The following is a 22,927-nucleotide window of genomic DNA, read 5'->3' on the forward strand; positions in this document are numbered from 1 at the left end:
TTGTGGCTGGTCGCGCAGTTCCCCGCGCTCCTTGGGGGCGCGTCCTCGCCGGCGCCTCTTAGGGGGCGAAGGTCAGCACCACGAGCGCAGTCGTCGCGGCGGTCTCCGCGAGCCCACCGAACACGTCCCCGGTGACCCCACCGAACCGCCGCATGCAGTGCCGCAACAGCAACTCGGCAACCGTGACCGCGGCGAGAACCGAGACAGCCGTACGGACGATGCCGTACGACCCGAAGAGCGCCCCCGCACCCGCCGCAGCCAGCGTCACCAGGACGCCAGCGATCGCCGCGCCCCGCACCGGCACCACACCCGCGACCGCCGCCCCCAACCCCTCCGGCCGCGCGGCCGGTACCCCCGCGCGGGCCGCAGACGTCAGCGCGAGCCGGGCCACCGTCGCCGAGACGACCGCGGCCACCGCACCCCGGGCCCAGGAGTCGCCGTAGAGCTGCGTCAGCGCGGCCACCTGCGCGAGCAGCACGAACACGAGGGTGATCACCCCGAACGGCCCGATGTCCGACTGCTTCATGATCCGCAGCGCGTCCTCCGCGGGCTTGCCGCTGCCGAGCCCGTCCGCGGTGTCCGCGAGGCCGTCGAGGTGGAGCCCCCGGGTGAGGACGGCCGGCACGGCGGCGGTGGCGACCGCGGCGAGCAGCGGGCCCGCGCCCAGGGCGAGGAGGAGCAACCCGAGCGCGGCCGCGAGAGCCCCGATCACCAGCCCGACCAGCGGAGCGCACAGCATTCCGCCCCGGGCGGCCTCCCGGTCCCAGCGGCTCACCTTGACGGGGAGCACGCTGAGCGTGCCGAAGGCGAAGCGGAGGCCGTCCGGCCAGGGGGTCTTGGACACCCGGGGAGGTTACCCGGCGGTCGGAAATGCGGGAGAGGCACCCATGGATAAAGTTCACTTATGGGACATTGGCTGCAGCGGAACATCATCGAGCCGGGCAAACTGCCGCTGCTGCTCGCTCTGACCGCGTTCGTGCTCACCTTCCTGATCACCCGGGTCATCACCCGGCTCATCCGCGCGGGCAAGGGCCCCTTCGGGAACGTCAGCTCCGGCGGCGTGCACATCCACCACGTGGTCCCCGGTGTCGTCCTCACCATCATCGGCGGCTTCGGCGCGGTGGCCGGCGGCGCGCACGGCTTCGGCTCGGCGCTGTGCGCGGTCATCTTCGGCATCGGCGCGGGCCTCGTCCTGGACGAGTTCGCGCTGATCCTCCACCTCGACGACGTCTACTGGACCGAGGCGGGCCGTCAGAGCGTCGAGGTCGTGGTGCTCACGGCCGCGCTGGTCGGGCTGGTGCTCGCCGGGTTCTCGCCGTTCGGCGTCAACGACCTGAGCCAGGACGAGCTCCAGGGCCGCGGCAACGTCATCACGACCGTGGCGGTCAACTTCCTCTTCGCCCTGCTCGTCCTGAGCAAGGGCAAGGCCCGCATGGCGATCTTCAGCGTGATCGTCCCGTTGGTCGGCCTGATCGGCTGCGTCCGCCTGGCCCGCCCGGGCTCGGCCTGGGCCCGGCGCTTCTACCGCCGTCGCCCGCGCGCCCGGGCCAGGGCGACCCTGCGCGCCTACCGCCACGACCGCCGCTGGGCGGGCCCCCGCCGAAGGCTTCAGGACCTGATCGGCGGCAAGCCCGATCCTGTGGTGGCGCGTCGGTGACGTAGGGCCGAGATCCCGCACAGGATCAGTACGGCCGCGATCGCCGCCAGGTGCTCCTTGCCGGCCAGGTTCTTCTTCAGCAGCACCTCGATCACCATCGCCGCGATCACCACACCCGCGGTGACATACGCGCGGTAGCGCCAGCCCAGGAACACCGCGAGGCCGACCACGGCCGCCGACGGCCCGGTGTCCACGACGTGCGCGTCCGAGCGGGGGAGACCGAAAGGGCTGTCCGGGCCCAGCCAGATGCCCACGCGCGCGTACAGCGTCCCGGCGAGCGTGGCCGCGTACGCCACCGCGAGCGTCCGCCACCGGCCCAGGCAGATCTCGGCGATCCCGAACACCAGCAGGATCTGCACCAGCGCACCCCAGACGGGCAGGTCGAGCGCGGGTACGAAGACGGACAGGGGAGTGCGCAGGAGGGCGAGCCACAAGGGGTCCGCGGCCCGCACGGCCCCGACGTTCTGGACGAACTGGTAGCCCCAGGACTGGTTCTGCACGAACTGCAGCAACGCCGTCAGACACACGGCACCGATGGCCATGGGGATCGCCCGCCGGCGCTTCTCGAACAGCGGCTCGCGCACGGCGACGTACAGCAGCCCCCATTCGGCGCGGGCCCAGCGGGCGAGCGTGTTCATCGATATGTCTCCAAAAGCTTGCGGTGCACCCACTTGGGCAGTCCCGGTGCCTCCAGGAACCCCTCCGCGCGCGCCGACGCGATGCCGATGCGCGGCAGGTCCGCGCTCTTCTCGAAGAGCAGGAACCGCGGCTCCCAGATGGGCCGGTACTTGGCGTTGGCGCGGTACAGCGACTCGATCTGCCACCACCGCGAGAAGAAGCTGAGCAGCGAGCGCCACAGCCGCAGCACCGGTCCGGCGCCGAGACGTGCTCCACGTTCGAAGACCGATCGGAACATCGCGAAGTTGAGCGAGACCTGGGTGATCCCGATCTCGTGGGCGCGGCCCAGGAGCTCGATCGCCATGAACTCCATCAGGCCGTTGTCGGAGTCGCGGTCGCGCCGCATGAGGTCCAGCGACAGCCCGTGCGGGCCCCAGGGGACGAAGGAGAGCACGGCCTTCAGGTCGCCGTTCGCGTCCGTGCACTCCAACATCACGCACCGCCCGTCGGCCGGATCCCCGAGCCGTCCCAGCGCCATGCTGAACCCGCGCTCGGTGGCCCCGTCGCGCCAGTCGTCGGCACGCTTCACCAGGTACGCCATTTCGTCGGCGGGAATGTCCTCGTGCCGCCGGACGCGCACCGTGTACCCGGCCCGTTTGACCCGGTTGCAGGCCTGCCGGACGGTCCGCATGGCCCGCCCCTCCAGCGTGAACTCGGCGACCTCGACGATCGCCTCGTCCCCGAGCTCCAGCGCGTCCAGGCCGTGCCGCGCGTACACGGTCCCCGCCTCCTCGCCCGCGCCCATCACCGCCGGGATCCACCCGTGCGCCCGGGCCTCGGCGAGCCACGGCTCGATCGCGCCCGGCCAGGCCTCGGGGTCGCCGATCGGATCCCCGGAGGCCAGTGACACCCCGCCGACCACGCGGTACGCCACCGCCGCCTTGCCGGTCGGCGACCAGACGACGCTCTTCTCCCGCCGCAGCGCGAAGTACCCGAGCGAGTCCCGCTCGCCGTGCCGTTCCAGCAGCGCCCGCAGCCGCTTCTCGTCGTCCTCGGTGAGCGGGTCGACGGCACGCCGGGAGCGGAAGGCGGCGTAGAAGACGGCAAGGACGAGGAGGGTGCTGAGCATGTTGATCGTGACGTCTACCCAGTTCGGGGTCGAGATGCCCGCCGAGCCGTCTGCGGCCACGGAGACCAGGCGCAGCGTGCCGTACTGCCAGCGCTCCAGGAACGTCGACGAGCCGGGTGCCTGGTCGGTGGCGGTCACCAGCAGTGCGGCGAACAGCGAGCACACGATCAGTCCGCCCACCGCGACCGCGGCCGCCAGCTTCGGGTTCGACCGGTCGCCCTTGGCGTAGAACTCCCGCCGCCCGACGAGCAGCGCGGCGACGAACGCGGCGGTGAGAGCCAGGGAGACCCAGTTCTGCGCGTACTGCCGGATCTCCGGGAACGCCATGGCGAAGGCGAACAGCGCGAGGAACGCTCCGCCGAGCACCAGGTTCAGGATCCACGCGGCCCGCTTGCGCCGCCGCATCGTGATCGCCAGGAACGCGGTGAAGACCCCGGAGGCGAACCCCGCGGTCAGCAGATACGGGGTGAAGAAGTTCTCCTGGTTGTGCCGCCGCACGTCCTGCCCCAGCGAAACCCACACCGCGGAAAGGAAGTTGACGAACGCGACGGCCCGCAGATACCAGACGGCGAAGGCGGCGGCCCGTCGAGAAGCACCAGTGGACCGGTCATCCCGAACGGGTGCAACTCGGACATCTCCCATGGAGGGTGATCATGCCCTTTGTCCGCCACGGCGCCGCTCAGCCACGACGGCGCGGTCGGGCGCCCGCCCTACTCCTCCTTCTCCGGCTCCTCTTCGACGACCTCCGGCACCTCGGGCTTCTCGGGCAGCTCGGCGGCCAGTGCCGCCGCGGCCTGCACCAGCGGCAGCGCCAGCAGCGCCCCCGCCCCCTCGCCGACCGTCACGCCGTGGTCGAGCAGCGGCTCCAGGGCCATCCGGTCCAGCGCCTTCGTCTGCCCCGGCTCCCCGCTCTTCTGTCCGGCCAGCCACCAGTCCGGCGCGCGGAACGCGACCCGCTGCCCCACCAGCGCGCACGCGGCCACCACGACCCCGTCGAGCACGACGGGCAGCTTGCGCACAGCGCTCTGCAGCAGGAACCCGGTGATCGCGGCGAGGTCGGCGCCGCCCACCGTCGCCAGCAGCTGCAGCTGGTCCCCGAGCACGGGCCGGGCCCGCCGCAGCGCGTCCCGGATCGCCGCGCACTTGCGCATCCAGGTCAGGTCGTCGATCGCGGCCCCGCCCCGCCCGGTGACGACGGACGCGTCGGTCCCGCACAGCGCCGCGACCAGCACCCCGGCCGCCGTGGTCCCGCCGACGCTCACATCGCCGAGCACCACCAGATCCGTACCGGAGTCGGCCTCCTCGTCGGCCACCGCGACCCCGGCCCGGAAGGCGGCCTCCGCCTCCTCCAGGGTCAGCGCGTCCTCGATGTCGATACGCCCGCTGCCGCGCCGCACCCGGTGCCGTACGACGCCTTCGGGCAGCGTCTCCGGGTCGCAGTCCAGCGCCATGTCGACGACCCGCACCGGCACGCCCAGCCGCCGGGCGAGCACCGACACCGGCCGGCCGCCCTCCAGGACCTCCCGCACCAGTTCCGAGGCGGTGCCCGCGGCCCGTCCCGAGACGCCCAGTTCGGCGATCCCGTGGTCACCGGCGAACAGCACGACCCGCGGCCGTTCGATCGGCCGTACCGGCACGGCCGACTGCGCCGCGGCCAGCCACTCACCCAGTTCGTCGAGGCGGCCCAGCGCCCCGGGCGGCACGATCTGACGCTCCCGGCGCGCCTCGGCGTCGCGACGCACGCCGCCGTCGGGGCGCTCGATCAGATCGGTGAAGTCGTCGAGATTAAGCGAGCTCATTCGCCGAACAGTACCGGCCCTGATCGAACAGGACAGCGCCACATCGCCACGACGACCGGGCAACGTCGTTGCACCCAAGATCACGATCCCATACGTTCCGTTTTGCAGTGGATTGTCGTACATCTCCGGGAGCCGCCCATGTCCGCACCGTCCGCCCCTTCAGCCCCGTCCGTACGACGTCTTCGCTCCACCGCCCGGGCGATGCTGCCGTTCCCCGAACCGGAGAGCTGGCTGGACGTCGGCACGGGCGAGGCCCGCTTCCCCGAGGCGGCGAAGGAGGTGTTCCCCTACACGTCCTTCGACGGCCTGGACCCCACGCCGCTCGTGATGGACGCGCAGGTGGCCGAGCGCGTCGAGGAGGCGCACATGGGCCGCCTGACGGACCCGCAGATCACGACCCGCCTGCGCGCCCGCTACGACGTGGTCAGCCTGCTCCACCACCACCGGCCGTGCGCTCCGGACTCCCGCGAGGAGGTGCGGGCCGCCCTCGCCGTGCTCCGCCCCGGCGGTCACCTGCTCCACGAAGTCGTCCGTCCCTACGGCAGCTTCACCGCGGACGGCCTCCGTGCGGAGCTGGAGTCCCAGGGCTGCACCATCATCACCTCGGACCGGCTGCCCCTGCCCCGCGCCCTGGTGACGGCGGCCAGGGCCCTGGACGAAGCCCTGACCCCCGTCATGGCCTACACCGGCTTCTCGAAGACGTACCGCGTGATCGCCCGCAAGGGCACGTCAGCCCCGTAGCACCAGCGCCTGTCCCGCCACCACCAGCAGCACCTGCTCGCACTCGGCCGCGAACGCCGCGTTCAGCCGCCCGAGTTCGTCCCGGTAGCGGCGCCCGGACGCGGTGGCCGGCACGATCCCCGAGCCCACCTCGTTCGACACGGCGACCACGGTCCGCCGCGTGGCCCGCACCGCCTCCGTCAACTCCCGTACCCGCGCCCGCAGTTCCCGCTCCCCGCCGTCGGCCCACTCCGCGTCGTCCCACGCCCCGACGGAGTCCATCGCGTCCGTCAGCCACAGCGACAGACAGTCGATGAGCAGCGCCGGCCCGTCGTCCTTCAGCAGCGGCACCAGGTCGCAGGTCTCGGCGGTACGCCACGACCCCGGCCGCCGCTCCCGGTGCGTGGCGACGCGCGAGGCCCACTCGGTGTCGCCGTTGCGGGAGCCGCCGGTCGCGACGTACAGCACCTGAGGAAAGGCCTCGAGGCGCCGCTCGGCCTCCACCGACTTCCCGGACCGCGCCCCGCCCAGCACCAGCGTCCGCCGCGGCACATCCGGTACGTCCTCATATGCGCCCACCGCCAGCGTCGTCCCGTCCGGCACGGCCCGCGCCCCGGCGGCGGCCAGCCGTCGCCGCAGCTCGGCGCCCGGCGGCACGTCGTGATCGAGATGTACGGCGACCACATCCGTCGTGGGCCCGACCGCACCCACCGCCCGCAGCCGCGCCAGGGCGTCCGGCCGCTCCACGACATCGGCGAGCACCATGTCGTACGACTCCTTGCCCCCCTCCTCCAGCCCGGCCGGCGCGCCCCCCGGCGGCAGATACAGCAGGCTCTGCCCGTCCGGGCCGGTCACCGCGTACCCGGTGCCCGGCGCGTCCATCGCCACCGCCCGCACCCGATGCCCCGTCAGCAGCGCCAGCTCCCGCCCGTCCGGCACCCGCCCCGGCTGCGGCAGCCCCGCCGGCACCTCGACGGCAGGACCGTCGTGCGGATGCGACAGCAGCACCTGCCGTACCCCGCCCAGCGAATGTCCCGCCCGCGCGGCGGCGAAGGCCGCGCCCGGCGTCAGGTCGAGCAGCAACGTCCCGTCCACGAGCACCGCGGTCGCGGCCCGCGCGTCCTGCCCGAGCGCGGTCGCGCAGGCGGCGCAGGGGCAGTCGGGGCGGGGGAGTCCCGCGGGGGCACCGGTTCCGAGCAAAGTGACGTCCACAGAACCGATTTTCGCCGGTCCCTACTGATCTTGCGCGTCCGAGGCCAACCCAGGGGCGCGGGCTGTATCGATATGCGGCTCCGCCGCGTGGGCGCGACCAGCCCCCACCGGCCCGCACTCGACGAACTACAGCGATCTTGTTCCACCCATCCACGCGGACCGCATAGGCTCGACCACGGAACGTGCCCACACAAGGGAGGCCTGCATGGCGACATGGACGTGGCGGTTCGAGAAGTCCGACGGCACCGAGGTGCAGCCCGCGGTGGTGCCTGAGGAGTTCACCACGCAGGGGGATGCCGAGTCCTGGATCGGGGAGGTCTGGAAGGAGCTTCTCGAGGGCGGCACGGACCAGGTGCATCTGTTCGAGGACGGGACGAAGATCTACGGCCCGATGAGCCTGCACGCCGAAGCCCCGGCCTCGTAAGGAGCAGTGAGGAGTGAGGCGGCCGTGGACCGGCCGCCCCTCCTCACTGCTCGCCCAGCGTCACGTCCACCGTCTTCGCACTGCCGTCACGCGTGAAGGTGACCGACGTCCTGCCGCCCGGTTTGTCGGCCGCGAGGGCCTCGGACAGCGAGGTGATGGTCGTGATCTGCGTGTCGCCGAGCTGGGTGATGATGTCGCCCGCCTCGATGCCGGCCTTGTCGGCGGCCCCGTCGCTCTTCACCTCGACGACGGCGACCCCGGCGGCCTGGTAGCTGTCGTCGACGACCGTACGGCCGGTGATGCCGAGCGCTGCCCGGCCCGAGTCGGTGACCTCGCCGTCCTTGATGATCTGGTCGGCGATCGTCTTCACCATCGCCGAGGGGATCGCGAACCCGATCCCGGGCGCCGCGCTGTCCCCGAGGTTCGGGTCGGTCGCGGCGAGCGTCGGGATGCCGATGACCTGGCCGTCGAGGTTGACGAGGGCGCCGCCGCTGTTGCCGGGGTTGATGGCCGCGGACGTCTGCACCATGTTGGCGATCGTCGCGCCCGTCCCGCCGTCCGTACTGCCCTCGCTGACGGTCCGTCCGGTCGCCGACACGATGCCCTGCGTCACGCTGGACGACAGTCCGAGCGGCGAGCCCATGGCGAGGACGATCTGCCCCACCGCGACCTTCGAGGAGTCCCCGAAGGTCGCCGCCTTCAGCCCGTCCGGGACCTTGTCCAGCTTGATGACGGCGAGATCCTGCTCGGGGTACGAGTAGACGAGCGTCGCGGTGAGTTCGTCCTCGCTGTTCGCGGTCGTCACCTTGAAGGTCTTGTCGTCCCCGACGACGTGCGCGTTGGTGACGATGTGCCCCTTGCCGTCGTACACGACGCCCGAGCCCAGATCACTGCTGGCCTGGATCTGCACGACCGACGGCAGAACGTCCTTGATGACCTTCTGGTAGTCGCTCTGCAGATCGCTGTCCGCGGCGGGGACGGCGGCCTGGGTGGTGGAGTCCTCCGACTTCTTCGAGTGCGAGGACCCCGAGTCGGAACACCCGGAGACGAGCGCGAGGGAGCACGCGAGCGCGGCGGCCAGCCGTAGGGCACGGGTACGGGAAGCGTCCATGCCCCGAGTCTCTCCACGGGGTGAATCTCCGGCTTGTGCTGGTCGCCCGAACGGGGCTCAGCCACGCACCCCGCACAGGTGCAGCAACGCCGCGACCCCGCGATACGGATCCGTCCGCCCGGCCCGCTCCTCGGCGGCCAGCAGCGCCTCCACGTCGGCCGGGATCTCCGCCCCGTCCACCGCCGTGTCCGTGAAGACCCGCACGCCGTACCAGGCCTGCAGCGGTGCCCCGATGCCCGCGAGCGTCGCGGTCAGCGTGCTCAGCCGGTCGGCGCGCACGTCGAGCCCGAGGCGGTTGCGGTACGCGGTGGTGTCGAAGGCGGACAGGGTCGAGCCCCAGTCGCCGGACAGCCCCGGCCGCATGGCGAGCGCGTCGCCGTTCCGCACGAGCAGCGACAGCAGCCCGCCCGGGGCGAGCATCCGCGCCATCCCGGCCAGCAGGGGATCGGGCTCGTCGACGTACATGAGCACCCCGTGGCACAGCACGACGTCGAAGCTGCCCGGCAGGAAGTGCACCCCGGTGTCCCGGCCGTCGCCCTCGATGATCCGCATGCGCTCCCGGATGCCCTCGGGCTCGCCGGACAGGGCCTGCCGGGCCGCCGCGACCATCGTGGAGTCCTGCTCGAGACCGGTCACCTGATGCCCGGCCCGAGCCAGGCGCAGCGACTGAGTGCCCTGGCCCATGCCCACGTCGAGCACCCGCAGCCGCTGCCCGACCGGGTACCGCCCGACTATCTGCTCGTCGAGCTGCCGGGCCACCAGCTCCTGCCGTACGGCATTACGCAGCCCGCCCAGCTTGTCCAGCCAGGCATCCGCGCCCCCGGAGAAAGATGTCGTACTCAGGGCCGCTCTCCGCGCTTGACCTGCGGCTTCGGCAGCCGGAGGCGACGCATCTGGAGGGAGCGCATGAGGGCGTAGGCGACGGCACCCTTGGGGCTCTGGTCGGGGAAGCGCTCGGCGAGCCGCTTCTTCAGCCGGTAGCCGGTGGTGATCGAGTCGAGCACGATGAGCACGATCACGACGAGCCACAGCAGCAGTGCGATGCTCTGCAGCGCGCCCACTCGCACCATGCTCAGCACGAGGATGACCACGGCCATCGGCAGGAAGAACTCCGCCACGTTGAACCGCGAGTCGATGAAGTCGCGCGCGAACTTGCGGACCGGGCCCTTGTCGCGGGCCGGGAGGTACCGCTCGTCGCCGGTGGCCAGCGCCTGGCGCTGCTTCTCCAGCGCTGCACGACGGTCGTCGCGCTGACGCTTGGCGGCCTCCTTGCGCGTCGTCGGCGTGTTGGCGACGCTGCGGCGCTGGGTCTGGGCCTCACTGCGCTTGGGCGTGGGCCGACCCTTGGGGGCCTGCGGGTCGCGGGGCTGCTTGGAGTCGGTCAGCGACGCCTTGTCGGCGGTCGCGGCCTTCTCTTCCTTGGCACGGCTACGGAACACAAAACCCAAGGGTACGGGGTGCGGGGGCATGGACCCCAGTCAGGTGGGGAACGATCCGGCAACACCAGTCGTCATGTAGGGGGACAGAGGGGACGTCCGGTGACCGACTGCTCACCCTGAAGGTCACCTACTCCTTACGCCGGAGCAAGGTCTTCGTCAGTCGTCCTTGGGGATGAGCGCATCCGTCCCCGAACAGTGCGTCAATGGATGCAGGGCCCGTACTGTGGGTTCTGTCGCAGAGCTGGAGCTGGAAGTCCGTCAGAAGGGGGCGCGCGAAGCCCATGAGCGGTGTCATGAAGCGTATGGGGATGATCTTCCGCGCGAAGGCGAACAAGGCCCTTGACCGGGCCGAGGACCCGCGCGAAACCCTCGATTACTCGTACCAGAAGCAGCTGGAGCTACTGCAGAAGGTGCGCCGCGGAGTCGCCGACGTGGCGACCTCCCGCAAGCGCCTGGAGCTTCAGCTCAACCAGTTGCAGTCGCAGTCGTCCAAGCTGGAGGACCAGGGCCGCAAGGCGCTCGCGCTCGGCCGTGAGGACCTCGCCCGTGAGGCGCTGTCCCGCCGCGCCGCGCTCCAGCAGCAGGTGACGGATCTCGAGACGCAGCACTCGACGCTCCAGGGCGAGGAGGAGAAGCTCACCCTTGCGGCCCAGCGCCTCCAGGCCAAGGTCGACGCCTTCCGCACCAAGAAGGAGACGATCAAGGCCACGTACACCGCTGCCCAGGCGCAGACCCGGATCGGCGAGGCGTTCTCCGGTATCTCCGAGGAGATGGGCGACGTCGGCCTGGCCATTCAGCGCGCCGAGGACAAGACGGCCCAGCTCCAGGCCCGCGCCGGCGCCATCGACGAACTGCTTGCCTCCGGTGCCCTCGACGACCAGTCCGGCATGCACAAGGACGACATCCAGGCCGAGCTGGACCGGCTCTCCGGTGGTACGGATGTAGAGCTGGAACTGCAGCGCATGAAGGCGGAGCTGGCCGGCGGCACCTCGTCCCAGCAGGCGATCGAGGGCGGCGCCGAGCAGTCCCAGTCCCAGTCCCAGCAGCAGCCGCAGGACACCCCGCGTTTCGACAAGCAGTGATGCCCACGCCTTAGGAGGGCGACGTGATCGTACGGATCATGGGGGAGGGGCAGGTGAGGCTGGCCGACAGCCACCTCACCGAGCTGAACAAGCTGGACGACGAGCTGTTGGCCGAGATGGAGAACGGCGACGGGCCCGGCTTCCGGCACACCTTCGAGGCCCTCCTGGCCAAGGTCCGTGAACTGGGCGAGCCCCTGCCGGACGACGCCCTGGAGCCCTCGGAACTCATCCTGCCGTCGCCGGAGGCGACGCTGGAGGAGGTCCGGGAACTGCTGAGCGACGACGGGCTGATCCCGGGCTGAGTCAGCCCCTCCGGCGTTTGAGGAGCGGGGGTCTGGGGGCGGAGCCCCCAGGGACGCCCGCATCGACACCGGCCGCCGCACAGGAACACGCACAAGAAGACGTACAGGTAGCCCCCGTTCCAAGCCCCGCAGGGCCCCCGTACCGTTGACAAATGTGAGCACCCTCCAACGCGCCCGGCACCAATTGCAGGCGCACCCCCTGGCGCTGGACGCCCTCCTCGCGGCCGGCGTCCTCGCCTGCATGGTGGCCGGCTCGTTCGTGGACCCTCACGGGGAGCACGACGTCAGCTGGGGATTCCGTACCCCAGACCCGCTCAGCCTGGTCCTCATCGTGCTCTCCGCCGCCACCCTCGTGTTCCGCCGCCGCGCCCCCATGACGGTCCTCGCCCTCACCGGCGGCTTCTCCCTCGTCGAGTCGGTCACCGGCGACCCCCGCGCCCCCGTGGCCATGTCCGCGGTCATCGCCCTCTACACGGTCGCCTCCACCACCGACCGCCCCACCACCTGGCGCGTGGGCCTGCTCACGATGACCGTCCTCACCGGCGCCGCGATGCTCGGCGGCTCCCTCCCGTGGTACGCCCAGGAGAACCTCGGCATCTTCGCCTGGACCGGCATCGGCGCCACCGCCGGCGACGCCGTACGCAGCCGCCGTGCCTTCGTCCACGCCATAAGAGAGCGCGCCGAGAAGGCCGAACGCACCCGCGAGGAGGAGGCCCGCCGAAGGGTCGCCGAGGAACGCCTGCGCATCGCCCGCGACCTGCACGACGTCGTCGCCCACCACATCGCCCTGGTCAACGTCCAGGCCGGAGTCGCCGCGCACGTCATGGACAAGCGGCCCGACCAGGCCAAGGAGGCCCTCGCCCACGTACGCGAGGCCAGCCGCTCCGCGCTCAACGAGCTCCGCGCCACCGTCGGCCTGCTCAGGCAGTCCGGCGACCCCGAGGCCCCGACCGAACCCGCCCCCGGCCTCGACCGCCTCGACGAGCTCGTCGGCACCTTCCGCAGCGCCGGCCTGCATGTCGAGGTCGCCCGCGCCGACCACGGCACCACCCTGCCCGCCGCCGTCGGCCTGGCCGCCTACCGGGTCGTCCAGGAAGCCCTCACCAACGTCCAGAAGCACGCCGGCATGGAGGCGAAGGCCGAGGTCAGCGTCGTACGCGTGGGACCGAACATCGAGATCACGGTCCTCGACAACGGCACCGGCCAGGACGACGACCCCACGAGCGGCGGCGGACACGGCCTGCTCGGCATGCGCGAGCGCGTCACCGCCCTGCGCGGCACCCTCACCACCGGTCCCCGCTACGGCGGCGGTTTCCGCGTCCATGCGATCCTGCCGGTCAAGACCCGCACCGCCACCACCGGGGAGAGTGCATGACCATCCGCGTCCTGCTCGCCGACGACCAGGCGCTGCTGCGCAGTGCCTTTCGTGTACTGGTCGACTCCGAGCCGGACATGGAGGTGGTGGGCGAGGCGTCCGACGGTGCCGAGGCCGTACGGCTGACCAAACAGGAGCGCGCCGACGTCGTCCTCATGGACATCCGGATGCCCGGCACCGACGGCCTCGCGGCCACCCGGATGATCAGTGCCGATCCCTCCCTCGCCCATGTCCGCGTGGTCATCCTGACCACCTTCGAGGTCGACGACTACGTCGTGCAGTCGCTGCGCGCGGGCGCCTCCGGCTTCCTCGGCAAGGGCAGCGAACCCGACGAACTCCTGAGCGCCATCCGCGTGGCCGCGGGCGGCGAGGCCCTGCTCTCCCCGGTGGCCACCAAGGGGCTGATCGCCCGTTTCCTCGCGAACGACGACGGGGCGGACGACGACCGGGACCCGGCCCGCTCCGAACGACTCGCCACCCTCACCGTCCGCGAGCGCGAGGTGCTGGTCCAGGTCGCAGGCGGCCACTCCAACGACGAGATCGCCGAGCGCCTCGAGGTCAGCCCGCTCACCGTGAAGACGCACGTCAACCGGGCCATGGCCAAGCTGGGCGCCCGGGACCGGGCCCAACTGGTGGTCATCGCGTACGAGTCGGGGCTGGTACGCCCACGGGTGGAGTGAGCTCAACCACTCGTACTGCGGCCGGAGTAGGGGCCGTATAAGGAATTGGACCTGGGGGCTACGGAACACCTCACACCGATGGCACAGGGTTGAGGGGCCACTTCTGACGCCGCTCACAGAAGAGAGATCCTTCACCCATGTCCTGGCTGTCCAGGTTCAGCCTCGCGCAACGGGCCCTGATAGGCCTGATGTCCATCATCGCGATCGCGTTCGGCGCGATCGCGATCCCGCAGCTCAAGCAGCAGCTCCTGCCCACCATCGAACTGCCGATGGTGTCGGTGCTCGCCCCCTACCAGGGCGCGTCCCCGGACGTCGTCGAGAAGCAGGTCGTCGAGCCCATCGAGGACAACCTCGAAGCGGTGGACGGCATCACCGGCGTCACCTCGACGGCCAGCGAGGGCAACGCCCTGATCATGGCGTCCTTCGACTACGGCAACGACACCAAGCAGCTCGTCGCCGACGTCCAGCAGGCCGTCAACCGGGCCCGCGTCCAGCTCCCGGACGACGTGGACCCGCAGGTCGTCGCCGGTTCGACGGACGACATGCCGACCGTCGTCCTCGCCGTCACCTCGGACAGGGACCAGCAGGCACTGGCCGACGAGCTGGACCGGACAGTCGTACCGGATCTGAAGGACATCGACGGCGTCGCCCAGGTCACGGTCGACGGCGTACGGGACCTCCAGGTCGCCGTCACCCCCGACGACGCGAAGCTGGCGAAGGCGGGGCTGACGACCCAGTCCCTGGCCCAGGCCCTCCAGGCGGGCGGTGCGACCGTCCCGGCCGGCTCCTTCGACGAGGACGGCGCCAACCGCACCGTCCAGGTGGGCGGCGGCTTCACCTCGATCGAGCAGATCCAGGACCTGATGGTCACGAGCGAGGGCGCCAAGAAGCCCGTACGCCTCGCCGACGTGGCCACCGTCGAGCAGGAGCAGGCCACAGCCGACTCCATCACCCGCACCGACGGCAAGCCCAGCCTCGCCGTCCAGGTCACGATGGACCAGGACGGCAGCGCGGTCGCCATCTCGAACGCGGTCGAGGACAAGCTCCCGGACATGCGCAAGGACCTGGGCGCGGGCTCTTCGGTGACGGTCGTCAGCGACCAGGGCCCGGCGGTCTCGAAGGCCATCGAGGGCCTGACCACCGAGGGCGCGCTCGGCCTGCTCTTCGCGGTCCTCGTCATCCTGGTGTTCCTGGCGTCGATCCGCTCGACGCTGGTGACGGCGGTGAGCATCCCGCTCTCGGTCGTCCTGGCCCTGATCGTGCTCTGGACCCGCGACCTCTCCCTGAACATGCTCACGCTCGGCGCGCTGACCATCGCCATCGGCCGGGTCGTCGACGACTCGATCGTGGTCCTGGAGAACATCAAGCGGCACCTCGGCTACGGCGAGGAGCGCGAGTCGGCGATTTTGAACGCCGTCCGCGAGGTGGCCGGCGCGGTCACCTCCTCGACCCTCACCACGGTCGCGGTGTTCCTCCCGATCGGCCTCACCGGCGGCATGGTGGGCGAGCTGTTCGGCTCGTTCAGCCTGACGGTGACGGCCGCGCTGCTGGCCTCGCTCCTGGTCTCGCTGACGGTCGTACCCGTCCTGTCGTACTGGTTCCTGCGCGCCCCGAAGGGCACCCCGGCGGACGCGGCGGAAGCCCGCCGCAAGGCGGAGGAGAAGGAGGCGAGGAGCAGGCTCCAGCGGTTCTACGTCCCCGTCCTGCGGTTCGCGACGCGGCGCCGTATGACGAGCGTGGCGCTCGCGGTCGTGATCCTCATCGGTACGTTCGGCATGGCCCCGCTGCTGAAGACCAACTTCTTCGACCAGGGCGAGCAGGAAGTGCTCACCGTCAAGCAGGAGTTGAAGCCGGGCACCAGCCTGGCGGCGACGGACGTCCAGGCGAAGAAGGTCGAGCAGCTGCTCGGCGACACCAAGGGCGTCAAGGACTACCAGGTCACCGTCGGCTCCTCCGGCTTCATGGCTGCCTTCGGCGGCGGCACGGACACCAACCAGGCGTCCTACCAGGTGATGCTGGAGGACTCGGCCTCCTCCGAGGACGTCCAGGACGACATCGAGGCGGGCCTGAAGAAGCTCGACGGCATCGGCACGACCACCATCGCGGCCGGTGACGGCTTCGGCAGCCAGGACCTCAGCGTGGTCGTGAAGGCGGCCGACGCGGACGTCCTGCGCAAGGCGGCGGAGCAGGTGCGGGGTGCGGTCGCCGGTCTGGACGACGTCACGGACGTCACCAGCGACCTGGCGCAGAGCGTGCCGCGCATCTCGGTCAAGGCCAACTCCAAGGCGGCAGCGGCCGGTTTCACCGACCAGACCCTCGGGGCGGCCGTCGCCCAGGCGGTCAAGGGCACCACCGCCGCCCAGGCGACCCTGGACGACACCGAGCGTGACGTGGTCATCAAGTCGGCGAAGCCAGCTGCGACTCTGGAGCAGCTGAAGGAACTGCCCCTGGGCCCGGTGAAGTTGGGTGACATCGCCACGGTGAAGCTGGTCGACGGGCCGGTCTCCATGACCCGGATCGACGGTCAGCGCGCGGCCACCATCACGGCGAAGCCGACCGGCGACAACACCGGCGCGGTGAGCACGGACCTGACGTCCAAGCTCGACGCCCTGAAGCTCCCGGCGGGCGCCACGGCCGAGATCGGCGGCGTCACCTCGGACCAGGACAGCGCGTTCAAGAACCTGGGCCTGGCGATGCTGGCGGCGATCGCGATCGTCTTCATGCTCCTGGTCGCGACCTTCCGTTCCCTGGTCCAGCCACTGATCCTCCTGGTCTCGATCCCGTTCGCGGCGACGGGCGCGATCGGCCTGCTGATCGTCACGGGCACCCCGATGGGCGTCCCCGCGATGATCGGCATGCTGATGCTGATCGGCATCGTGGTGACGAACGCGATCGTCCTGATCGACCTCATCAACCAGTACCGGAAGCAGGGTTACGGCGTCGTGGAGGCCGTGATCGAGGGCGGCCGGCACCGTCTCCGCCCCATCCTGATGACGGCCCTGGCGACGATCTTCGCCCTCCTCCCGATGGCGCTGGGCGTCACCGGCGAGGGCGGCTTCATCGCCCAGCCCCTCGCGGTGGTCGTGATAGGCGGCCTGATCACGTCAACTCTGCTGACCCTGCTGCTCGTTCCGACGCTCTACACGATGCTGGAGCTCCGCAAGGAGCGCCGGGCGAAGAAGCGGGCGGCGAAGAAGGCGGGGGTGCCTTCGCAGTCGACGGAGGTCTCCGAGGAGCCGGAGCCCGCGGGCGTGTGACGGATGAGACGGCCGGGTTCCGGACCATGACGGTCCGGGACCCGGCCGTCGGCGTTCCGCGGTTAGGTATCTTGTGCCTCGAACTGCTTTACGGTGGAGGGGATCCCGGCGGTGCCACTGCACAAGGACGACCCGAAATCGGTCGGCGGCTACAAGCTGGTCGACCGGCTCGGGGCCGGCGGCATGGGCGTCGTCTACTGGGGCCGGTCGCGCTCGGGCCGTGACGTCGCCGTCAAGGTCGTGCACGCCCAGTACGCGGAGGACAAGGTCTTCCGAGCCCGCTTCCGCCAGGAGATCGAGGCCGTCCGCAAGGTCAGCGGCGCCTTCACCGCACCGGTCGTGGACGCCGACCCGGAGGCGGTACGGCCCTGGATGGCGACCCAGTACGTGCCCGGCAGCTCCCTCGCCCAGCGGATCCGAGACCACGGTGCGCTGAAGGGCACCGAACTGCGCCGCCTGGCCCTGGGGTTGGTCGAGGCATTGCGGGACATCCACCGGGCCGGGGTGGTGCACCGGGACCTCAAGCCCGCCAACGTCCTGATCGCCGAGGACGGCATCCGCGTCATCGACTTCGGCATCTCCCGCGCGGCCGAGAACCACCAGACCCTCACCGAGACCGGCCAGATGATCGGCACCCCGCCCTTCATGTCCCCGGAACAGTTCACCGACGCCCGCACGGTCGGCCCCGCCTCGGACGTCTTCTCGCTCGGCGCGCTGCTGGTGTTCTCCGCCACCGGGCGCGGGCCCTTCGACACCGACAGCCCCTATCTGACCGCCTTCCGGGTCGTCCACGAGGCGCCCGTGCTGGACGGCGTGGCGCAGCCGCTGCGCGGGGTCCTGGAGCGCTGCCTCAGCAAGGAGCCCGGCGACCGCCCCGAACTCGACCGACTGGCCCAGGAGTTCGCGGACGTCCTGCCCGAATCGCACCCCGATGACCCGCATACGGTGACCCTGCGCGCGGACGTCCTGCGGACCGTCGAGGCGACTTCCTCCGGCGCCGACCCGGCGGCGGTGACGAAGCTGCCGAAGGTCCGCCGACGGGGCGGCCGCCGCCTCCGCCCGCTGGTGGCGGCCGGCACGGTGGGCGCGGTGGCCCTGGGCACGCTCTGGTACATACGGTTCGGCCCGGGATTCGCGGACAGCCCCCGGACCACGAGTCCGAGCGCCACGACCGCGGCCTCCCGGTGGGCGGCGGTGCCGACCGGCTGGCAGGCCTGGCGGACGACGATGTTCGAGACCGCGCAGTCGGGCGAGGTCAACCCGCTGGCGAAGGCTGGCGAGGACACGAGCGACGCCACCTGCCAGAGGTACGAGAACGCGGTCTACTGCGCGGGCAACACCATCCTCCCGGTCCGCCTGGACGGCCGTACCGGCGCCACCGTCTGGCGCTCCGCCCTCGCGACCTCCGCCGAGGGCACGGACTCGTCGGGGAACAACTTCACACTCCTCGGCGTGCGGGACGACGCGATGATCCTGCAGCACGACGTCTTCGCGGCCGACGGGAGCAGCAAGTCGAGCATCGTCGCCCTCGACACCGAGACCGGCGACCAGCTGTGGGCCCGCGACCGGGGAGGGCCGAGCGCCGACCAGCTCGTGGCCGGCGACCTCGTCATGACCCCCGACTCCAGCGGTCGGTTGGTGACGGCCCGTTCCCCGCGCACCGGCACCGACCACTGGACCACACAGCTGCCCTCCGGCGACTTCTGCACCTTCGAGACGGCGGACTCCCGCCTGTACGCGCACTGCTTCCCGGACGACGAGTCCAAGGACGCCGTACTCCTGGAACTGGACAAGACCGACGGAACAGTGCGCCGACGTCTGAGCACCCCGAACGGGAGCGGCCTGCTCGGCACCGTCGACGGCCGCCTCGTCGTCGCCGTCGCGGTCGACGGCGGCTCCGGCCCGGCTCGCCTCGACCAGAAGAACACCTTCGACGAGATCCGGCTCCTCGACCCGGACACCGGCGCCACCACCACGACAGAACTCACGAAGACCTACACGGGCTCGATCCGCCTCGCCGCCGACACCGTCTGGATCACCGGAGCCAACGGCCAGGTGACCGCGGTCTCCCCCTTGACCGGCAAACAGCTCTGGCAGACCCGCACCAGCGTCGAGGAGTCGGGCCAGCCCACCTACGACCCCACCACCCACACGCTCTACCTCGCCAGCATCAGCGGCCGAGTCGCGGCCCTCGACTCCCGTAAGGGCACGCTGCTCCGGGAGACCGGCGCCCAGGCCGACCAACTCGCCAGCGGTGCAACGATCAAGTCCAAGGTGTCGCTGTACGGCGGGGCGGTGGTCGTGAACACACCGGACGGGACGGTCTTCAGCCTGGACCCCGCTCACCCCGAGGGGTGAGCGGGCGCCGCGGGAGTCCTACGGCAGCGCCAGCATCCGCTCCAGCGCCAGCTTCGCGAACGCCTCGGTCTCCTTGTCGACCTCGATGCGGTTGACGAGGTTGCCCTCGGCCAGCGACTCCAGGGTCCACACCAGGTGGGGCAGGTCGATGCGGTTCATCGTCGAGCAGAAGCAGACCGTCTTGTCGAGGAAGACGATCTCCTTGCCCTCGGGCGCGAAACGGTTCGCCAGGCGTCGTACGAGATTCAGCTCGGTCCCGATGGCCCACTTGGAACCGGCCGGAGCGGCCTCCAGCGCCTTGATGATGTACTCCGTCGAGCCGACGTAGTCCGCCGCGGCCACGACCTCGTTCTTGCACTCGGGGTGGACGAGCACGTTCACGCCGGGGATCCGGGCGCGGACGTCCTCCACCGACTCCAGGCTGAAGCGGCCGTGCACCGAGCAGTGGCCCCGCCACAGGATCATCTTCGCGTCCCGCAGCTGCTGGGCGGTCAGCCCGCCGTTCGGCTTGTGCGGGTTGTAGAGGACGCAGTCCTCGAGCGTCATCCCCATGTCCCGCACCGCGGTGTTGCGGCCGAGGTGCTGGTCGGGGAGGAAGAGGACCTTGTCGCCCTGCTCGAAGGCCCACTCAAGAGCCTTCTTGGCGTTGGACGACGTGCAGATCGTGCCGCCGTGCTTGCCCGTGAACGCCTTGATGTCCGCGGAGGAGTTCATGTACGAGACGGGCACGACCTGCTCGGCTATGCCGGCCTCGGTCAGCACGTCCCAGCACTCGGCGACCTGCTCGGCGGTGGCCATGTCGGCCATGGAGCAGCCGGCGGCCAGGTCGGGCAGGACGACCTTCTGGTCGTCGGAGGTCAGGATGTCCGCGGACTCGGCCATGAAGTGCACACCGCAGAACACGATGTACTCGGCCTCCGGGCGGGCGGCCGCGTCCCGGGCCAGCTTGAAGGAGTCACCCGTGACGTCCGCGAACTGGATGACCTCGTCGCGCTGGTAGTGGTGGCCGAGCACGAAGACCTTGTCCCCGAGCTTCTCCTTGGCCGCGCGGGCGCGCTCGACCAGGTCGGGGTCGGAGGGCGAGGGCAGATCGCCGGGACACTCGACGCCCCGCTCGCTCTTCGGGTCGGCCTCACGGCCGAGCAGCAACAGGGCGAGCGGAGACGGCTGTACGTCGAGCTCCGTGGTCTGGGCGGTGGTCACGACACGCACCCTTTCTACTTTTCGTCGAACTGACGTTATCTATCATAACCCGGTTCACGTCACTTTGACGATGGTCATAACGTCGATGTGACGTGAATCCCGATGAGGGGTCGATGAGCCATTTTCCGCTTGCCATCGCATGTGCGAGCATGAAGAGGACGCCGGAAAACCGGCGCCCGGCCCGGAATGAATCCGCGGCCTTGCCGGTTGCACCTGTCGGCAAGCAGTCTCCGTACAACCCGGGAGAGATGTAGATGTCCGTATCGGACGAGACCAGCACCGTCACCGACGGCATCATCCTGTCCGACGCCGCCGCGGCGAAGGTCAAGGCCCTGCTCGACCAGGAAGGCCGTGACGACCTGGCCCTGCGTGTCGCCGTACAGCCCGGTGGCTGCTCCGGCCTGCGCTACCAGCTCTTCTTCGACGAGCGTTCCCTCGACGGCGACGTCCTCAAGGACTTCGGCGGCGTCAAGGTCGTCACCGACCGCATGAGCGCCCCGTACCTGGGCGGCGCCTCCATCGACTTCGTCGACACCATCGAGAAGCAGGGCTTCACGATCGACAACCCCAACGCGACGGGCTCCTGCGCCTGCGGCGACTCCTTCAGCTAAGCCTCACGGCTGGGCAACAGAAAGGCGGCGGCCCCCTCCGACGGGGTCGCCGCCTTCTGCATGCCCGGAGCTACCGCGCCCCGGACGTCTCCGGCAGTCGCGCTCCCGCCTTCTTCAGCGGGATCTCCTTGCCGTCCGAGCCCACGACCTTCCGGTCGCCGAGCGGCTCGTCCAGCGGCACGGTCTGCTGGTACTCCTTGGCGATCATGATGCAGATCTTGTCCGGCCACGGGGTCTCGGTCACCGTGACCGTCACCTCGCCGGAGGTCTCACTCGCCGCAGCCTTGTAGTCGGCACACACCCCGCCGGTGAAGCTCACGGTCAGCTCCTGCCCCTCGACCGAGTAGCCGTCCACCTGCACGTCCCGCGTGGCCGGCGCCGAGGTCGGGTCATCGGGCCCGGTCGGCCGCGGGCTGGGCTGCCCGGTCGGCTCGTCGCTGGGCGTCGTAGTGGGCGATTCGGTGGCGATGTACGTCGGGTCGACCGCCGGATAGGTCACCGTGAAGCCGTCCTGCGCACCCGCCGACCGCACCTCGAACAGCCAGGACGGCACCAGCGCCTGCCGCCCGTCCACGCCGCGCGCCGCCAGCCCGAACACGGCCTTCTCGACGGTGATGGTGTTCGTCGCGGGGGACGGCGAAGACGTCGACTCCCCGCAGGGCGCCTCCAGCCGGTCCTTCAGCGGTACGGGACTGGCGCAGCCCCCGATGCCCATGCGGTGGTCGGTCCCGGGCGTCGCGTTCAGCAGCCCCAGCGTCTTCTCGGCGCTCAGGACGGGATACGTGTCCCCCTTCACCGGCACCTTCAACTGGCCGACGCTGCCCACCACTTCACCCTGGGCGTTGACGGTGACGCCGGTCGTCCAGCCGTAGGTGGGCAGCGAGCCGACCACCGGATCGGCGTTCACGACCCGCTGGGCGCCCATGACCTGGCTCGCGTCCAGCTTCGCGTCGTCCTGACCCACCGCCTTCAGGATCGGCGCGGCCGCCTTCTTCGCGGCCGCCTCGCTCACCGGGTCGTCGGCCGGGGCGACGGGGTCGCTCGCGCACTCGGTGGTGCTCTTGCAGTCGTCGGTGCCGGGGGAGTACCGGTGGAAGGTCCAGGCCCCCGGCGCCTGCTGGTTCACCTGCAGACTCGGCCCCGAACCGTCCTTCGCCCCGATCTTCCAGACCTGCCCCTCGGTCACCGGCGTCCCGTCGACCCCGAGCGCCTTCGCCAGCCGGGCCACCTCGTCCTTGGTGACCTCGCCCTGCGCCCGGTACACGGGCGCCGAGCCGGGTCCGTCCGGGAGCTCGCCCTCGGCACGGTAGGTGACGCCGTACGGGTTGGGCTCCCCGGGGGCGATGCCGTTCGAACCACCGCTCGCGGAGTAGCCGTCGAGGGCGAGCGGCGGGGGAGTGTCATCACCGGAGGCCCCGGATGTCGTACGACCGCCCGAGCTCCCGGAGGCCGTGGCGGCGAGGTAGGCCCCACCGCCCCCGACGAGCAGCACGGCGGCGGCGACGGAGGCGACGACGGCGGGGGAGCGACGCCGACCGGAACGGGCGCCGTCCCTGTCGTCGGCCTCCGCGTCCTCGGGAGCGCCGACATCAGGAGCGTCGGCGTCCTGCGCCTCCGGCTCGTCCTGCTCCAGCGGTTCGGCCTGCGCCTCAGGGGACGCCTGCTCCAGCGGTTCGTCCTGCGCCTCCGGCTCGTCCTGCTCCGGCGGTTCCGCCTGGGCCTCCGGCTCGTCCTCTTCCGGCGGTTCGGCCTGCGCCTCCGGTGACGCCTGCTCCTCCGCTTCGGCCTTCTTCTCTGCGGCGTCCTGCTCCTCGGCCGAGCCGCCGGCACCCTTCGTCTCCGAGACGACCTGCTCCTCGGCGGAGCCGTCGGCGTCGTCGTTGTCGGGTCGCTCGGTGTTCACCGCATCGCTCCTTCGGCTGCGCAGCGGGGCGTACCCCGCATCCCCTT

The 22,927-nt window shown here is 71.0% G+C and carries 20 protein-coding genes; 10 read left to right on the forward strand and 10 right to left on the reverse strand.

Features of this window, described 5'->3' with window-relative positions:
- Positions 1–58 precede the first annotated feature (58 nt).
- Positions 59–844, reverse strand: a complete 786-nt coding sequence (locus tag IG08_RS0105135; RefSeq protein ID WP_030596769.1) for an adenosylcobinamide-GDP ribazoletransferase — start codon at positions 842–844, stop codon at positions 59–61.
- A 60-nt stretch (positions 845–904) separates the two neighbouring features.
- On the opposite strand from IG08_RS0105135, the gene IG08_RS0105140 reads away from it, so the two are divergent.
- The gene (locus IG08_RS0105140; protein WP_030596771.1) at positions 905–1,657 is read left to right on the forward strand and encodes a hypothetical protein; all 753 of its coding nucleotides are present in this window, start codon (positions 905–907) and stop codon (positions 1,655–1,657) included.
- Here IG08_RS0105140 and IG08_RS59945 read toward each other — a convergent pair.
- From IG08_RS59945 to cobT, 3 genes are all read right to left on the reverse strand, one after another.
- Complete coding sequence (locus IG08_RS59945) at positions 1,609–2,295, reverse strand: hypothetical protein (protein WP_030596772.1); 687 nt, start codon at positions 2,293–2,295, stop codon at positions 1,609–1,611. The two genes, IG08_RS0105140 and IG08_RS59945, sit on opposite strands and share 49 nt — an antisense overlap.
- The gene (locus IG08_RS0105150) at positions 2,292–4,046 is read right to left on the reverse strand and encodes a phosphatidylglycerol lysyltransferase domain-containing protein (RefSeq protein WP_030596774.1); all 1,755 of its coding nucleotides are present in this window, start codon (positions 4,044–4,046) and stop codon (positions 2,292–2,294) included. Before IG08_RS0105150 ends, IG08_RS59945 begins: the two co-directional genes overlap by 4 nt.
- Before the next feature lie 68 nt (positions 4,047–4,114).
- Positions 4,115–5,203, reverse strand: coding sequence for a nicotinate-nucleotide--dimethylbenzimidazole phosphoribosyltransferase (gene cobT, locus IG08_RS0105155; RefSeq protein WP_030596776.1), 1,089 nt, complete (start codon positions 5,201–5,203; stop codon positions 4,115–4,117).
- A gap of 138 nt (positions 5,204–5,341) precedes the next feature.
- Between cobT and IG08_RS0105160 the strand changes: the two genes are divergently transcribed.
- Positions 5,342–5,944, forward strand: coding sequence for a methyltransferase domain-containing protein (locus tag IG08_RS0105160; RefSeq protein WP_043453296.1), 603 nt, complete (start codon positions 5,342–5,344; stop codon positions 5,942–5,944).
- Here IG08_RS0105160 and IG08_RS0105165 read toward each other — a convergent pair.
- Positions 5,933–7,135 carry a bifunctional adenosylcobinamide kinase/adenosylcobinamide-phosphate guanylyltransferase gene (locus tag IG08_RS0105165; protein WP_030596780.1) on the reverse strand — a complete coding sequence of 401 codons (1,203 nt, stop codon included), beginning with the start codon at positions 7,133–7,135 and terminating at the stop codon, positions 5,933–5,935. The genes IG08_RS0105160 and IG08_RS0105165 overlap by 12 nt on opposite strands.
- 205 nt (positions 7,136–7,340) lie before the next feature.
- Here IG08_RS0105165 and IG08_RS0105170 point away from each other — a divergent pair, with 205 nt between their 5' ends.
- A complete protein-coding gene (locus IG08_RS0105170; RefSeq protein WP_030596783.1) occupies positions 7,341–7,559 on the forward strand; it encodes a hypothetical protein in 219 nt (72 codons plus the stop codon).
- Positions 7,560–7,602: 43 nt separating this feature from the next.
- Here IG08_RS0105170 and IG08_RS0105175 read toward each other — a convergent pair whose 3' ends face one another.
- The 3 genes from IG08_RS0105175 to IG08_RS0105185 form a co-directional block, all read right to left on the reverse strand.
- The gene (locus tag IG08_RS0105175; protein WP_030596784.1) at positions 7,603–8,670 is read right to left on the reverse strand and encodes a S1C family serine protease; all 1,068 of its coding nucleotides are present in this window, start codon (positions 8,668–8,670) and stop codon (positions 7,603–7,605) included.
- Between the two features lie 57 nt (positions 8,671–8,727).
- A complete protein-coding gene (locus IG08_RS0105180; RefSeq protein WP_030596785.1) occupies positions 8,728–9,429 on the reverse strand; it encodes a class I SAM-dependent methyltransferase in 702 nt (233 codons plus the stop codon).
- Positions 9,430–9,509: 80 nt separating this feature from the next.
- A complete protein-coding gene (locus IG08_RS0105185) occupies positions 9,510–10,139 on the reverse strand; it encodes a DUF3043 domain-containing protein (protein WP_078655454.1) in 630 nt (209 codons plus the stop codon).
- Between the two features lie 251 nt (positions 10,140–10,390).
- Between IG08_RS0105185 and IG08_RS0105190 the strand changes: the two genes are divergently transcribed.
- The 6 genes from IG08_RS0105190 (at position 10,391) to IG08_RS0105215 (ending at position 19,163) form a co-directional block, all read left to right on the forward strand.
- Entirely contained in the window at positions 10,391–11,191 is an 801-nt protein-coding gene (locus tag IG08_RS0105190; protein WP_078655455.1) for a PspA/IM30 family protein, read from the forward strand.
- 23 nt (positions 11,192–11,214) lie between these two features.
- Entirely contained in the window at positions 11,215–11,493 is a 279-nt protein-coding gene (gene pspAA, locus IG08_RS0105195; RefSeq protein WP_030596791.1) for a PspA-associated protein PspAA, read from the forward strand.
- Between the two features lie 154 nt (positions 11,494–11,647).
- The gene (locus IG08_RS0105200; protein ID WP_030596793.1) at positions 11,648–12,868 is read left to right on the forward strand and encodes a sensor histidine kinase; all 1,221 of its coding nucleotides are present in this window, start codon (positions 11,648–11,650) and stop codon (positions 12,866–12,868) included.
- Positions 12,865–13,548, forward strand: coding sequence for a response regulator (locus IG08_RS0105205; RefSeq protein ID WP_030596795.1), 684 nt, complete (start codon positions 12,865–12,867; stop codon positions 13,546–13,548). Before IG08_RS0105200 ends, IG08_RS0105205 begins: the two co-directional genes overlap by 4 nt.
- 137 nt (positions 13,549–13,685) lie before the next feature.
- Positions 13,686–16,805, forward strand: a complete 3,120-nt coding sequence (locus IG08_RS0105210) for an efflux RND transporter permease subunit (protein ID WP_030596798.1) — start codon at positions 13,686–13,688, stop codon at positions 16,803–16,805.
- Between the two features lie 111 nt (positions 16,806–16,916).
- Positions 16,917–19,163 carry a protein kinase domain-containing protein gene (locus IG08_RS0105215; RefSeq protein ID WP_030596800.1) on the forward strand — a complete coding sequence of 749 codons (2,247 nt, stop codon included), beginning with the start codon at positions 16,917–16,919 and terminating at the stop codon, positions 19,161–19,163.
- Positions 19,164–19,181: 18 nt separating this feature from the next.
- Here IG08_RS0105215 and nadA read toward each other — a convergent pair whose 3' ends face one another.
- Complete coding sequence (gene nadA / locus IG08_RS0105220; RefSeq protein ID WP_030596802.1) at positions 19,182–20,366, reverse strand: quinolinate synthase NadA; 1,185 nt, start codon at positions 20,364–20,366, stop codon at positions 19,182–19,184.
- Positions 20,367–20,620: 254 nt separating this feature from the next.
- On the opposite strand from nadA, the gene IG08_RS0105225 reads away from it, so the two are divergent.
- Positions 20,621–20,977 (forward strand): iron-sulfur cluster assembly accessory protein, encoded by a 357-nt coding sequence (locus IG08_RS0105225; protein WP_030596804.1) that lies wholly within the window; start codon positions 20,621–20,623, stop codon positions 20,975–20,977.
- 70 nt (positions 20,978–21,047) lie between these two features.
- Here IG08_RS0105225 and IG08_RS0105230 read toward each other — a convergent pair whose 3' ends face one another.
- Positions 21,048–22,880 carry a hypothetical protein gene (locus IG08_RS0105230; RefSeq protein ID WP_030596811.1) on the reverse strand — a complete coding sequence of 611 codons (1,833 nt, stop codon included), beginning with the start codon at positions 22,878–22,880 and terminating at the stop codon, positions 21,048–21,050.
- Positions 22,881–22,927: the final 47 nt, after the last annotated feature.

Source organism: Streptomyces fulvoviolaceus, from assembly GCF_000718165.1.
Lineage (GTDB): Bacteria > Actinomycetota > Actinomycetes > Streptomycetales > Streptomycetaceae > Streptomyces > Streptomyces fulvoviolaceus.